This is a genomic window from Alcaligenes nematophilus (genome assembly GCF_026344155.1).
Taxonomy (GTDB): domain Bacteria; phylum Pseudomonadota; class Gammaproteobacteria; order Burkholderiales; family Burkholderiaceae_B; genus Alcaligenes; species Alcaligenes phenolicus.
Genome location: NZ_JAPKMZ010000003.1, coordinates 194,436 through 209,705, shown reverse-complemented (window position 1 = coordinate 209,705; position 15,270 = coordinate 194,436). Strand labels below are relative to the sequence as shown.

Sequence of the window (15,270 nt, the reverse complement as noted above, 5' to 3'; positions counted from 1 at the left end):
TCATGTCCGAAGCACTGCGTAGCCGTTTGCGCCAAAGTCTGATCGCCCGTTACACGCATTTGCGTCGGCGGCTGGAGCGCACGATAGGTTCGCGTGAAGATGCGGCGGATGCCTTGCAGGAAACCTGGATACGGATAGGGGGGGTAGGCAATGGAGTATCGGTGAACAATGACGAAGCCTACTTGCTGCGCATGGCTACCCATATCGCCATTGATTCCTACAAACAGCGCAACAGCTTGCTGACTGCCATGGATCTGGACGCCTTGAGCCATATTGCCGATGACACCTACGATACCCAGCGTTGTGCCTGGGCGCGCATCACGACGGCGCAATTGCTGGCTGTGCTGCAGGACATGCCGATTCGTCAGCGCACGATTTTGATGGCTTCGCGGGTAGATGGTCTGACCTATGCCCAGATCGCCAAACAGTACAATATTTCGGTTTCCCTGGTGAACAAGGAAATGATGCGCGCGCTGGACTATCTGCGACTGCGGTGCGCGGAACAATTCAATGATGCTGTGGGTGTCAGCGTCTCCGACAGCCTTACCGACGCTTAAGTTTTGCCCCATGAGTCCTTCTTCCTCCTCTCCGTCTGACGCCGTGCGTACCCAAGCCAATCAATGGTGGGTGCGGCTGCATTCGGGCAGTGCCCGGCAGTCTGATGCGCAGAGCTTTCAGCAATGGCTGGAGCAAAGTCCCGAACATCGCGTGGCCTGGCAGGAGCTGACGGTAACGATGGACACGGTAACGCCGGGTTTGCAGGCCGCCAGAGACTTGTTGCCGGAATGGAAAGCTCCCGCTGCCTCACCCATATTTACGGCCCGGCGCGCCTTCATGGGGGGAGCTTCTGCAGCCTCGGCCCTGGCGGTGGTGGGAGTGGTACATCCGCCCTGGGGCTTGTGGCCATCGTTCACGGAATTGACATCGGATTTTCGAACAGGGGTGGGCGAACAGCGCGAGATTCAACTCGGGCAGGCCGTTGCCATTCAGATGAACACGCAAACTTGCATCAACCGTCGTGATACGGCCCAAGGGGCAGGCATTGAGCTTGTTGAAGGCGAAGTCGAAATCCGTGTGCTGGATGGAGCGACCAGCCACCTCCACGTCCAGGCTGGGCCAGGACGTATGCAAGCACAACAGGCGCAGTTCAATGTGCGCTACACGGGGAAGAACGTAACGGTGACGTGCCTGCAAGGGCAGGTCCAGGTGCAGGCGAATCAAACCGTCACTTTGCAGGCGGGCCAGCAAACGGTTTACGACTATGAGCGCATCCACGCGGTGCAGCGCCCTAACCTGGACCAGGTCAGTTCCTGGCGACGTGGTTATCTGGCTTTTGAAGGTCAGCCTCTGGCCGATGTAGTGGAAGAATTGAACCGCTATCGGCCCGGAAAAATCGTGATTTACAGCGATAGTTTGAAGAGCCGCCCGGTGTACTTGAGCTTGTCCATCAGCGATATGGATTTGGCCCTGGATATGCTGCGCGCCATGTCCGGCATACGGGTGCAAGAGTTGGCGGGTGGTATTGCTCTGGTAAGGCAGGCGTAGTTACATAAAGTAACAAAATGGGCATGATTGATTTCTCGCCAGAACCAGTCTTGTAGATATGGATACGAAATCCCTCCAGTCTTAAGCCGGGAAACTCAAGCAATGTCGCCACGCCTACGCAGTTTGTCTTCCAAGTCATCTGATCCTAGAAACCCTGTCGATAGAGCTCCTCGCGACAAGACCCGAAATCGCCTGACGCCGGTGGCCCGAGCCATCGCGACCTTGCTGCTTACAGGGGGGGTAAGTGCGCAGGCTTATGCGCAAACCCAGCCCGTATCAGGCGCGTGGTTCGCCTCGCGGGGAGCGGTAGAGCGCAATGTCTCCGGCGCCCAAGGTGGAATGGTTGATCCGGGCAATGGCCTTTTGAACTCGGCGGCACGCCAACATGCCGAAGCACGTCAGCAATTGGCCCGTTCGGTCGAGAACCTGGGTCGTACCGCCAGTGCGATTGCTGCTCAGCAAGCAGCACAAAAAGCCGCGCGCGAGGCCGCTGCCAAAGAAGCCGGTGTGCCGGACGGTTATGTGCAAGGCGGGGTGTGGGATCATGATGCTGCAGGCAATCTGCACGTCTGGACCGGCGCAGAGCGTCCGGTGCACACACAAGACAATGGTCAGCACACTGTTGCCATCAAGCAGACCGAAAGCAAAGCCGTACTGAATTGGGAAAGCTTTAACGTGGGCCGCAACACCACGGTGCAGTTCCAGCAAAAAGCGTCCGATGCGGTGTTGAACCGTGTTGTGGGAGCGGATACCGCCCCGAGCCAGATTCAAGGCGCCATCAAGGGGGATGGCACCGTGATGGTGGTGAACCAGAACGGGGTGGTGTTCAGCGGCACGTCTCAAGTGAACGTGCGCAATCTGGTGACAGCCGCCGCCAAGATCACGGACCAGCAATTCAAGGAAGGTTTGTATGGCAAGGACGCCAACACGGCGTCCTTCACTAATGCGCAAGGCAAGATCGAGATACACGCCGGTGCACGTATCGGCACACATGCGTCCGAGACCGTGAACCAGGGCGGGGGCTATGTGCTCTTGCTGGGGCAGGAAGTGCACAATGCAGGCAGTATCTCGACCCCGGGCGGGCAGGCTGCCTTGGCCGCTGGCGAGAACTTCATCATCCGCAAGGGGATGGGGACAGAGGAAAACGTCAATTCCACCACCCGTGGCAACACGGTGGTAGCTCAGGCAGGGGCATCCGACAAGGCGGGCCTGGTTCGCAATACGGGCGTGATTCAAGCCGCAACGGGCGACATCACCTTGGCCGGGCGCACGATCAGCCAGGACGGCGTGCTGGTGGCCAGCACCTCGGTTCACAACCGAGGCACGATTCATCTGCAGAACAACAAGACGGATGCTCAATCCAGCGTGACCTTGGGCAAGGATAGCGTCACAGCGATTGTGCTGGACGAAAGCGCCGCCACCGCCCTGGATGTACAACGCGAAGCCCTGATCAAGGAATCGGACAAGGAAGGCGACGGCCTGCGTCATCGCCGTGATCAGTCGCTGGTACAGATTGCCAGCGGTGGCGATGTGGTTTTCGACGCCGACAGCCTGACGCTGGCGACGGGTGGTCAGGTCTTTGTGGACGCGGCCAGGAACAGCGAGGTACGTCAGGACGCCGTGATTGATGTGTCCGGCCATGTGGGTGTTCGCGTGGCGATGGAAGCCAACAACCTGATGATCAACATTCAGGGTAATGAGCAGCGCGATGCTCCGGTCAACCGCGAGGGCGACAATCTGCGCAGCAGCGATGTCTGGCTGGATCGCCGCAACCTAGTGTTTGTTCCTGCTGGCACCAATGGCTATGAAAAGGACCGTTGGTACACCGCGGGCGGGCTACTGGAAGTGGGTGGTTATCTGGGCGTCGCCAGCCATAGTATTGGCGAGTGGGCCGCCCAGGGCGGCACCGTGCAGTTCAGCGGTGCCAGCGTGGTGACGCGTCCCGGTTCCTTGATCAACTTGTCGGGCGGAACGCTGGATGTACAAAGCGGTTATCTGCGTCAAAGCTGGCTGCGGGGTGTGGATGGCCGTCTATACACGGTCGATAGTGCACCGGGCGATTTGCTCTACACCGGCTTGTACAAAGGTTACGAGCAGACCAGCGCGCGCTGGGGTCAAACCCGTAGCTTCTATAACCCGATTCTGGCTCCTACCCAGCGTTACGAAGAAGGCTATACGGTAGGACGTGATGCGGGCCGCCTGGTCATCTCGACCAAGGCGGCGGACCTGCAAGGGCATATCGAGACCGAGGTTTACCAGGGCCCGCGCCAGATTCAGGCACCGGCTCCCAAGCTGGATGGCTATCAGCAGTCACAAACGGCTGTAGCGCGTCGGGCCGAGCTGATTCTGGGTGGCTGGACGCCGGTTTATGACAAGGACACGCAGAATCTGCGCTATAGCCCCAGTGCAGTGGTTGAGCAGATTGTGATTGGCAAGGCTCAGGCGCAAGAGGCGGGGGAGCAGTCCGATGCGACGCCCGGCCCTTCTCGCATCAGCCTGGATTCCGATTGGTTGACGCAAATGGGTCTGGGGGCTCTACGTGCCTATGCCAGCCAAAGTGTGGAAGTCAATGACGCGCTGGAGCTTGCTCTGGGGGGCGAGATCGCGCTGCATGCCAATCAAGTCGATGTGAAGGCTGACCTGACGGCGCGCGGTGGCCGTATTGTGCTGGGTGATCTGGTGGATAAATGGACCAGCGCCAGTTTGGGCTGGCAATCCAGCAAGATTGCCGATGTGGCAGCCGGCGCTATCGCTGCCACACGAATTGACTCAGGTGTCACCCTGGATACCAGAGGCTTCTGGAGCAATCAGGAGCTGGATGGCCGCGCGATGCGCTATCTGCCGTGGCGTAATGGTGGTGAAATCATTTTGCGCAGCAGCGGTGATGTGACTGTGGCCGAACACGCGCTGCTGGACGTCTCCTCGGCGGCGGCCTATATGGCCGATGGCTCGGTGCTAGGTGGCAAGGGTGGCAATATAACTCTGGCCGCTGATGCGTATATGTCCGGCGTATCCGGCATAGGTGGACGACTGGTCTTCGAAGGTGAAATCCGTGGTCATGGTGTGGCTGGTGGTGGCACCTTGCGCTTGCAGACCGGGGAGACTGTCGTGTTGGGTGGTACGGTGCAGGGCAGTGATGGTGTCCTGCAAGCGGGTCAAAGCTCTCTGGCCGATTTGTTGACGACCGAGGCCTTTACCATTGCTGCTGGTGCGATTTTGCCGGTGGATTTCCACTACATGCGTACCCATGCCGCCGCTGGCGAGGTGATTGGCGGGGCGCCCAAGGTTGAGCAGGCCAATCAGTCCAGCTGGATTCATTTGACAACCCCCTGGACCTTGCCCAAGCCAAGCAACGAGAACTCCAGTTATTCGGTTTGGCTGTCCAATGGTCAGCAGTTGCGGGTAGACGGTTATAGCTGGAGCGTGGCGCCAACCTTGCCAGCGGGAACGGTGATCATGGAGATCATGAATCCCGCCAGCTTCCCGACCAACTATGTGGTGCCAGCCGATATCCTGCCTGATGGCATTGCCATTGCGCCATCACCCGGTGTTTACAAGGCTGGCACCGTCGCTCATGCCGATCTGAGCTATAGCGCAGGCACCTTGCTGCGTGCCGGAACGCGCTTGACGCAGGATGTGGCCGTGAGGGCCATGCTGCATTTGGACAGCAGCCTGTTCCAGAAAGGGTTTGCGAATTACGACGTGATAGGCGGCTACGGCGTGGCCGTGGCAGAAGGGGCCAATCTGGCGCTGAACATGCCCGTCATGCAGCTGGATCTGCCCGCTGCACGTCAACTGGCCAATGGTGGGGATCTGAGTCAGGTTGCCTCCCTGTGGTTGCCACCCGAGTTCAGCGAATCGCCCGAAAAAGGCTCGATCAGCCAGCGCGGCGGTGCCGATCTGAGCTTGACGGCAGGCTTTGAGTACAAGCAGCAAGATGTGGACCCCAGTGGCCCCACCTTGTCCGTGGGCAAGGCGGCGCAGATTAGCGTAGATGATGGTCGCAATATTGTCTTGCAAGGCAGCGGTCAGATTACGGTGGATGGCTCCTTGCGAGCCTCGGGCGGCAAGATCGGTATCTATGGTCTGAGTGCTGGTAGCGAGGACGTGCGCCACCTCAAAGGACACGACGGTTCGATCTGGTTGGGCAGCAATGCCGTGCTGGATGTGTCGGGCAAAGCCATGACGGCTGTCGATGCCCAGGGTCAAAGCTACGGCAAGGTGCTCAATGGTGGCCGTATCGAAATTGGCAGCAAGTACCAGCAGGCTGCAACGCAGGTCAAGGCTATCGACAGCTTTGTCATTGTGCGCGAAGGCGCGCGCCTGCTGGCATCCGGAGCCGCAGCGACTTTGGACATGCCTGGTCAGGGCGCGCAAACCATCGCTTCCAATGGCGGTGTGATTCATCTGGCCAGCTTCAACGGGCTGTATCTGGATGGCGATATGCAGGCCTGGGCCGGTGGTGCCAATGCGGCGGGCGGAACTTTGTCGGTCGCCCTGGAGTCGCCGAACTATGAAATGTCAGGTGGGCCGGGTGATCGCGTGTTGGCACACCGCGAAATGACCTTGGTGCAAGAGCAGCAACTGGAGAATCTGCCGCTTGATCTGCAAGCTGGTCGTGCTGATGCGGGTCTGGTCTACGGCCATGCTCGTGTGGGTGTGGACCGCATTCAGGCGGGGGGCTTTGACAATCTGGCCCTGCTGTCCAACGGCATTTTGTCGATTGAAAACGGTGTGGATTTGCAGATGGGCCAAAGCCTGCATCTGGCCACCCCCAAGATTGCCTTGGCCCCTGGCTCTATGCCCGGTGCTACGGTCAAGCTGGCCGCGCCTCATGTCCGTTTGGCAGGGGCAACGCATCCCACCCGCGACAAGTATGTGACTCCGCTGATTCAGGCTCTGAACAGTAATGAAGGCCGATTGCCCGAGCTGTTGCCAGACTCCTATCTGCGTATCGATGCCAATGTGCTGGACATTGCCAACCAGATCGCCTTCGGTGCGTTGGGCCGGTCCTTGCAAAGTGGCAAGGCCGAGGTATCGCGTGCCGGTTTTGATACGGTGGATCTGCGCGCGCAGAACGATCTTCGTTTCTTGAAGCATACGGTCGGTGATCGTACACAGCTGCTGACCGAAGGGGATCTGGTGCTGGCGGCTGGCCGCATCTATCCTGGAACTGGCGTGACGGCGGAGGTGATTTCCGGCCGTTATATCCAGCGTGATCAGTGGAATAACCCGCTGACACAGTATGACCCGCAGCGCAGCTTGCGTATCGAGCGCATTGGCAGTGGCCCTGTCGCCCAGCCTTATTCTGCCTTGGGTGTCTTGCGCCTGATGTCGGGCAATATTGATCAGGGCGGTGTGTTGCTGGCTCCCTTGGGGCAGTTGGAATTGGGTGTGGGTGTAGGTGGTGCCTCGCAAGCCCCAACCTCCATGGTGATGCGCCCTGGCAGCATTACCTCGGTCAGTGCCGCGGGTTTGATCATGCCCTACGGCGGGACGGTGGATGGGCTGACTTATAACTATGCAGGTAGCGATGCGCCTTATGTGGGCCTGGGCGGTCTGCTGGGTAATCTCAGCCTGAAAGCCACCAGCGTGGACGTGCAAGAAGGTGCCTTGCTGGATCTGTCGGGTGGTGGGGAACTGACAGGAGCAGGTTTCCTGCCTGGGCGGGGTGGTTCTACGGATGCCCGTCTGCACCCCCTGATTCAGAGCACCAATAACGGCTTCATGCTGCCCGAGCTTGCTGGCAACCCGGTCTATGCCGTCGTGCCAGGTGTACAGCAAGTGGTGGCGCCATTGGCGGCCGACAATGGTGCAGGCGATCCTATGGTGGGACGCCAGATTCATATCGGAGAGGGCGTACCGGGCCTAGCCGCAGGGACGTATACCTTGCTGCCCTCCACCTACGCCTTGTTGCCTGGTGCTTACCGCGTTGAAATCAGTGGTTCGGGCAGTGCCAGTGCGGCTATGGGTGGCACCATTGCCATGCGTAATGGTTCCTACAATGTGGCCGCCCGTTTGGGGATCGCCAATACCCATGTCATGGATGCCATGCCCTCGCGCGTGGTGCTGACCTCGGCAGACACTCTGCGCCAGTATTCCCAGTACAACGAAACGTCTTACTCGCAGTTTGGGTTGGACTGGGCCATGCGTGATAGCGTCCCGCGCCCTCAACTGGAGCGGGATGCCCGCCAACTGCAGCTGGAGGCGAACCGTTTGCAGGTGGCGTCCGGTGTTGCCAAGTTTGAACCGGCCCAGAATGGCCGTGGGGGCAATGTGGTGCTGACTGGTCAGCGCATTGAAGTGCTGGCTGATGGGGCAGCGCCGACCGCAGGTTTTGATGGTATGTCGGTAGAGTCCGGTGTGCTCAATCGCCTGGGGGCGGCAGGCATCAGTATCGGGGGTTCACCTACCTCCACGTTTGCCTTGCAAGGTTATGGTTCGACCCGCGATGCCTGGCGTGTCAGTCTGGGCAACACGCGCACAGATGAAATCTATATTCGCGGCGGCGCCGTGCTGGAAGCAGCGCAGGTATTTCTGGTGGTGGGTAATCGTGAAAAGGGCCTGACAGTTGAGCAGGGCGCCACGATCAACACCTTGGGCAAAGGCGCCGCGCCCTGGGACTCCAGCGAGGGCTATGTGCTGCAGCCCGGCCAGAAAGGGGTTCTGGCCTTGAGCAATGGCTGGCTGGATGTCACTTCACCCAGCAACGACGATAGTTGGGGCACGGTAGGGGCGGGCTTTCTGCATATTGGGACTTGTGCCGTCGGTAGCAGCTGTTCGGGTGAAACCCGTTTGTATTCTGAAGGCACGATTACTGCTGCCACCAATAAAACCTTTGAGCTGGATGAGTCGGTGCGCTATGGCACACGCAATCTGGTGCTGGCTATGGGTGGCATCAATGTGGGCGGAGCGCAGGCCCTGTCCGACGCGTCTGCTGCGGGTATCTTGCCCTCCGGTCTGACGCTGAATCAACGTGTGCTGGAGCGTTTGCTGCGCGGCGATACCCAGATGGGGGCGCCTGCATTGGAGAACCTGGTGTTGACGGCGCGTGACTCCGTCAACTTCTATGGTGATGTCAATTTGAGCACGCTGGACCCGGTGACAGGCAAGTCGGCACTGGAGCGCCTGGTGTTAAGCGCAGCTGCCATTTATGGCTATGGCGACGCAAATAGTGAAGCACGTATCGAAACCGGAATTCTGGTCTGGAACGGAGCCACGACACCGGCGGGCAGCATCGTGGAAGGCGGCGCGGGCACGGGGAATGGCCGTCTGGTATTTGATGCTCAGCAGATTGAGTTTGGTTACGGCCCGAAAAGCCAGCCCGATACCGTGGGTATGCACGACCGTCTGGCCTTGGGCTTTAGCAGCGTGAACCTGAATGCCTCCGAGCGCATCACAGCCAATCACAAGGGCAGCTTGTCCGTGTACCACAGTCGTGGTGCCTGGGATGCAGCCAGCAATGGCTGGACCTATCAGGGCGGCAATCTGAACATCAGCACCCCCTTGTTTACCGGACAGGCCGGTTCGGTCAACAACATCCGTGCAGGTGGCAACATTGCGGTGACTCGTCCGCAGGGGAGCAGCACGGTGCAGCCTGATCTGGCCACAGCAGTGCACGCCTTGGGAGCCGAGTTGAGCCTGGATGCTGCCAGGTCCCTGGTCTGGGACAGTGCGGCCTTGCTGCCTAGCGGCAAGCTGAAGCTGTCTGCTCAGGACGATGTGGTTCTGCAAGAGGGTGCGCAACTGGATCTGGCAGGGCGTCCGATCGGCTTTTTTGATGTGAACAAGTACAGCTGGGGTGGCGAGGTTGTGCTGGAGAGTCGCGGCGGCAATGTGACCCAAGCGGCGGAGTCCCTGATTGATGTATCGGCCCAGCACAATCGTGCAGGCAAACTGACGGCCCTGGCCTTGAACGGTTTGGTGGACTTGCGTGGCCGTATGTCGGGAGCTGGAACAGGGCATTACGATGCGGGCGGTACCTTGGTGCCTTTTGCCTCCGGCTTTATTGAGCTGCGTGGACAGCAGATTTCGGACTTTGCGGGACTTAACGCCCGTCTGAATGAAGGATCGGTGTGGGGTGGTCGCAGCTTCCAGCTGCGCCAGGGGGATCTGCTCATTGGCAACGAGCTTAAAGCGCGTGAAATCAATGTCTCCGTGGACAATGGCAGCCTGACGGTCAACGGCACCATTGATGCCAGCGGTGAGCAGGCGGGCAGCATTCGCCTGGCTGCCAAGCGAGGGGTGACCCTGACTGGCAGCGCCGTGCTGGATGCCAGTGCCAGTGTGCTGCGTCGGGACAGTTACGGCCAAGTGATTGAAGCACCTAACCGGGCTGTCATTGAAATTGATTCGGGCCAGGGTCGTCTGGTTCTGGCCGATGGCATGCGCATGAATCTGAGTGTGGCTGGTTCCCATGCGAATTACGGCACTGTCGCTCTGAACGCACCGCGCCTGGGTGGCGCGACGGGCAACGATGTCGATATTGATGCACGCGGTGCACTCAACATTACCGGGGCCAGGTCGATTGCCGTCAATGCTTTCCAGCAATACGACGATGCGCAGCTCGGCCTCGATGAAACGGTAGATGGTCGCAGCTACCAGCGTATCGATCAGGACTACTTGCGTCAGAAGCATCTGGATAGTGAAACCTTCATCAACAAGGCTCTGGCGAATCAGGCCTTGATGCAAGGCAAGCTGGCCGGGCTGCGTGCTTATGGTGATCAATTCCACCTGCGCCCTGGTGTGGAGATTGTCAGCAATGCCGTCACGAATCCAAATGGTGATCTGCATGTGGATGGGGATATTGATCTGTCGGGCTACCGCTATGCCAGCGTCAATCCTCATGCTCAGAAAAGCTCGGTATATGGCTCGGGCGAGGCCGGGGCCCTGGTATTGCGCGCCGCTGGAGATCTGACGATTTTTGGCAGTTTGACGGATGGCTTCAATACCTCCGTGCTGGGTGTCACGGCTGATGATGGTGGCTGGGTTCTGCCCGCAGGTCGTATGCCTTTTGGCGGTGATCTCATCATCCCCCATGGCGGCATGGCCACGCTGGACGTGGGGACCCAGTTCGCGGCCGGTCGCACCGTTAACTATGATCTGCCCGTGGAGGGCATGAGCTTGCCACGCGGCACCGTAATCCCCAGCCTGATGAGTCTGGCGCAAGGCCTGTCCTTGCAGGCAGGAACGGTGCTGTCAGCGGCCGTGCTGGATGCGTCCGGGCAAGTGGTTTATGCCGCTGGCACGGTCTTGAAAGAGGCTGTGACACTACAAGCCAATATGCAGTTGGCCGCGGGCTTCCGTTTGCCGGAGGATGCGCAAATGGCGGCTACTCTGTGGCCCAAAGGCGTGCCCTTGCCGGTGCTCATGAAATTGAACCAGCAGGTCGCCTTGAAGAAAGGGGCGCTGGTGCCTTCCGAGACGGACGTGGTATTGCCGGGCGGGGCCGTGATGGTCGATCTTCGTCCTCGAGATGGGGATGACGCGCAAGGTCGCATGCTGGCTCTGGCCCCCATGTTGGCCGCTGGCTCGCAGTCCTGGGATTTGCGTCTGGTTGCCGGGGCGGATACCTCGGCAGCGGATAATCGCTTGACGTTGATTGATACCGAGCGTCGCTTGATGCTGGCGGATACGCACTTTGGCCTTGGCGTGAAATCAATCGAAATTCCAGGAACGGGTAAACCAGCGGTGTATGGCTGGGGAGAGGTCAGCCGCTTTGAAGAGCTGATTGAATTGCTGGCGGGGGGCTATTGGTTGAGCTTTGTGCCTGTCTCTGGTGAGCAGGTGACACAGGCGCAGATCGAAGAGCTGCAAGCGTACGGCATTATCGGCGCCGATGTTACTGAATTGAATATTTTTGGCATGGGCGATATGGCCGCCGAGCTCTCGCCCGCTACACCGCCCGAGATGCAAGACGTGAAACAGCCCGCCCGTGAGCAACTGTTCAGTGTCCTGCGTACGGGCGTGGGTGACCTGGATCTGGTGTCTGGTGGTGACATCGAGATGAATTCGCTGTATGGGGTCTACACCGCGGGCACGCCGTCGGCATCGATGGGGGCGGCCTATAACCAGGCGCGTGGCAAGTTGTTCGATGGCACGATCTTGCGTGCGGAAGGCAAGCGTTTCGAGTCGCTGGTCGACGGTGGTGCGGACAGCCTGTATCAGGCCTGGTATCCCGAAAAGGGCGGCAATGTGTTGCTGCGTGCTCAAGGCAGTGTGAAGGGGGATCTGGTCGGCAATAACGACGGCAAGAATGATCTGAGCTACACCTTCTACAACACGCGTCAGCAGATTGCTTCTACGGCAGTGGGTAACTGGTTGTGGCGCCAGGGAACGGGTAGTGCAGTGTCAGCCTCGGAAGGGACTCCCAGTGCCTGGTGGGTCAACTTCGGGACATATGTGGCGGGTACCGCAAATGGCGGGTATAGCGAGTACGACACCTGGTTGTTTGCCAACGATCCTTTCCTGGCCGGCTTTACCGGTGTGGGTACTTTGGGTGGTGGCAACTTGACCGTGGAGGCCGGGGCGGATGCCGGCATGTTGAACCAGCGCGGTATTCGCAGCAGCTGGAATCAGCAGACGCATACGCCGCGCAGCCAGGGCTTGCATCTGGTGGTGGGCAGCACAGGCCGAATCACCCCGGGGGGCGAACTGGTACAGACAGGTGGCGGGGACCTGGTCCTGCGCCTGGGCGGCACACTGAACCCGAACCCCGATGTGCGCTTGAACGAGCATGACCTGAACAGCACTTTGGTGAATTTGCGAGGGGCCATTGCTTTGGATGCCGGCGCGGTTGGTGGGGTAAAGCTGGGCTTTGGTGGAACAGATCAAATGGATACGCGTCCTGGCAATATTTATGCCAGCGGCGGAGGGGCCGCAACCGGTGGTCCGATTCTGGTCTTGGGTGATTCCGCAGTACGCATGCAAACGCGGGGCGATCTGGTGCTGGGCAGTACGGTAGACCCAGGGCGTACCTTGTCCTTAAGCTCAATGCCTTTCTCCGTAGATGGCCAGCACTATGACGGCAATGGCTGGTCCTGGTTCTCCTTGTGGACACCGGCGACGGCGATTGATTTGTTGAGTGTGGGGGGCAACCTGACGCCCACCACGTCCTGGGATGAGCGCAATGCGTATGAGGATACGCGTTGGGGCGACCCAGGCCGCAACCAGTCTCATAACGCAGATGGTCATTTTTATCCTTCTATCCTGCGTGCGGCAGCCGCCAACGGCAATATTCAGTATGGAGCCAGTGCCAGCGATGCCACTGTATCCAGCAATTCGATATTGCGTTATGGCTTTGGTACGGTACTGGCCCCTTCGCCAATGGGCGAGCAGTTTGTCAACGCAACAGGGCGTGGTGAACTGCAGTTCCTGGCGGGGGGCTCCATTCAGGCGGCCGGCTATGTTTTCTCGGCCTCGGCGGCAGACGCAGCGGCCATGTCCAGCCCTTTCCGTCCTGCCTTTGTAGGCTTGCTATCGCAGACAGGGGGCGGCGAGTACGGCTATAACCCTCGCATTATTCATAACGTGGATGGCGAGGCCGTCAAGCTCAACGACTGGTTCACCGTCAGCAGCAAGGCGGTCACTTCGCTGTACGGAGGCCGTCAAAATACAGGTTCCTTGTTTGTGTTTGGTACGCCGGTCAATATCGGTACTGCCGCAGCTCAACGTCAGCCTGCTCGTTACTACGCTGTCAACGGCGACATTGTTGGCTTGCGCGTCGGTCAGGAAGTGTTGTTGGGGTACCCTCCAGGCTCGCAGGGCTCACGTATGGAAGGCACGGTTCCTGTGGCGATTCGGGCCGGGCGTGACATTACCGATTCGGGCACACGCCTGGGGCAGAAAGATGCGGTGGCAGGGGCCAAGAGTGCCACTGCGACGACACGCGGTAATTTGATTACCCATGCCTGGGCAGACGATATTTCCATTGTTGAAGCGGGTCGGGATGTCCGTAACAGCAGCTTCTACATCTTGGGGCCAGGTTTGCTGGACGTGTCGGCCGGGCGTCATGTGTATCTGGCTGACAAAGGCGAGATCAAGAGTCTGGGACCCTTGAGCAGTGCCTTGTCCGATAGTCGTGGTGGCGGCGCCAGTATTTCGGTCTCGGCCGGAATGGGCGAAGGAGCGCATTGGAACGACTTTGCGGCGCGCTATCTGAACCCCGAGAATCAGGCTGATCTGGAGCTGCCGTTTGCAGATCAACAGGGCAAGGCGCTGTATATCTACAGCGGTGGCCTGACGCTGGGGCAATGGCTGCAACGCGAGTTTGGCTACACAGGTGATGAAGCCGGCGCACAAACCTTCTTGCAGGAGAAGCAAGGAGAGCTGGACCAGGTACGCGATCAGGCCAGGGCTGAAGGCCGCAATGCGTCCAGCCGTCCCCTGGCACGGGAGTACAAGCTGGAGAGCCAGCTGCACCTGGTCAATTGGTTGAGCACCCGCTTTGGCGACAAGAACGGCCTGGGCCTGCATTTTGATGCGGCCAGCATGGATGCCCGCAGCTTTTTCGAGGCCTTGCCGCCCGAGCAGCAACGCAGCTATCTGCGCAATGTGTACTACGCAGAGCTGAAGGCATCGGGCCGTGAGTACAACGATAGTGACAGCAAGCGCGCAGGCAGCTATTTGCGTGGCCGTGAAGCGATTGCCACCTTGTTCCCCGAACAGGATGCTCAAGGCAAGGCCTTGAGCTACACGGGTGATTTGACGATGTACAGCAGTGCGCTGTATTACGACGCGGATTACGTGAACAACACGGCGGGCAAGAGCCGGCCTAATCCCAAGCTGGATTACATCACCAAGGCCGAGTGGGAGGCCTTGGGCAGTCCGGGTTACAACGTGTCGTTCTACGACGTGCTGGATGCAGGTATTCACACCAACTTTGGTGGGGACATCAGCATCCTGACTCCCGGCGGGCGTGCTCTGGTGGGGATTGATGGTGGCTTTAACCCTGGTCCGGGATCAGGTGTGATCACGCAAGGGGAAGGGGACATCAACTTCTTCTCGCAAAGCGACATTCTGATGGGGCAGAGCCGGGTCTTTACGACCTTTGGCGGCAATATTCTGGCCTGGTCGGCAGCAGGGGACATCAACGCGGGTCGGGGTAGCAAGACCACGGTGGTCTACACACCGCAGCGTCGTGTTTACGATCTGTTTGGCAATGTGGCCTTGTCACCATCAACACCGAATACCGGTGCAGGTATCGCTACCTTGAACCCGGTTCCCGAGGTCCCGCCAGGTTATATCGATCTGATTGCGCCATTGGGAACGGTGGACGCGGGCGAGGCAGGGATTCGCGTGTCGGGCGACATCAATATTGCCGCCTTGCGTGTGGTCAATGCAGACAACATTCAGGTACAGGGCGAGTCCAAGGGAATTCCGGTGGTGGCGACTGTCAACACGGGAGCCTTGAGTAACGCCAGCGCGACAGCATCGTCGGCCGCATCGGCGGCGCAGGATACGGTCAACCGCGCTCGTGCACAGGCTCGTCAGAATCTGCCTTCGGTCATTACTGTGCAGATTCTGGGATTTGGGGATGCAGGGCAGTCAGGGGGCGGGGCCACATCATCAGGAGCAGGCCCAGCGACTTCCAGGATAGATGCCTCTGCGTATCGCCAAGACAGTACGGTGCAGGTCCTGGGACTGGGCGCCAATCCGCAATCCGCTCTGGATCGGTTGACGCCCGAGGAGCGGCGGCGGATGACACTGTAGCTTGAGCCTGGGAGA

General features: G+C 59.4%; 3 protein-coding genes. All 3 read left to right on the top strand.

From position 1 onward, the window contains the following. The first annotated feature begins 2 nt into the window (after nt 1-2). The 3 genes from OSH04_RS09670 to OSH04_RS09660 all read left to right on the top strand — a co-directional run bounded on the left by OSH04_RS09670 (nt 3) and on the right by OSH04_RS09660 (nt 15,255). Complete coding sequence (locus OSH04_RS09670; RefSeq protein WP_009461859.1) at nt 3-557, top strand: RNA polymerase sigma factor; 555 nt, start codon at nt 3-5, stop codon at nt 555-557. A 10-nt stretch (nt 558-567) separates the two neighbouring features. Then, entirely contained in the window at nt 568-1,545 is a 978-nt protein-coding gene (locus tag OSH04_RS09665) for a FecR family protein (protein WP_266108345.1), read from the top strand. A gap of 102 nt (nt 1,546-1,647) precedes the next feature. Further along, nucleotides 1,648-15,255, top strand: coding sequence for a filamentous haemagglutinin family protein (locus OSH04_RS09660; RefSeq protein WP_266108344.1), 13,608 nt, complete (start codon nt 1,648-1,650; stop codon nt 15,253-15,255). The last annotated feature ends 15 nt before the right edge of the window (nt 15,256-15,270 follow it).

What these genes read in the sequence shown, in the direction of transcription:
- OSH04_RS09660 (WP_266108344.1), top strand. Translation starts at nt 1,648, where the DNA reads ATGTCGCCACGCCTACGCAGTTTGTCTTCCAAGTCATCTGATCCTAGA.
- OSH04_RS09670 (WP_009461859.1), top strand. Translation starts at nt 3, where the DNA reads ATGTCCGAAGCACTGCGTAGCCGTTTGCGCCAAAGTCTGATCGCCCGT.
- OSH04_RS09665 (WP_266108345.1), top strand. Translation starts at nt 568, where the DNA reads ATGAGTCCTTCTTCCTCCTCTCCGTCTGACGCCGTGCGTACCCAAGCC.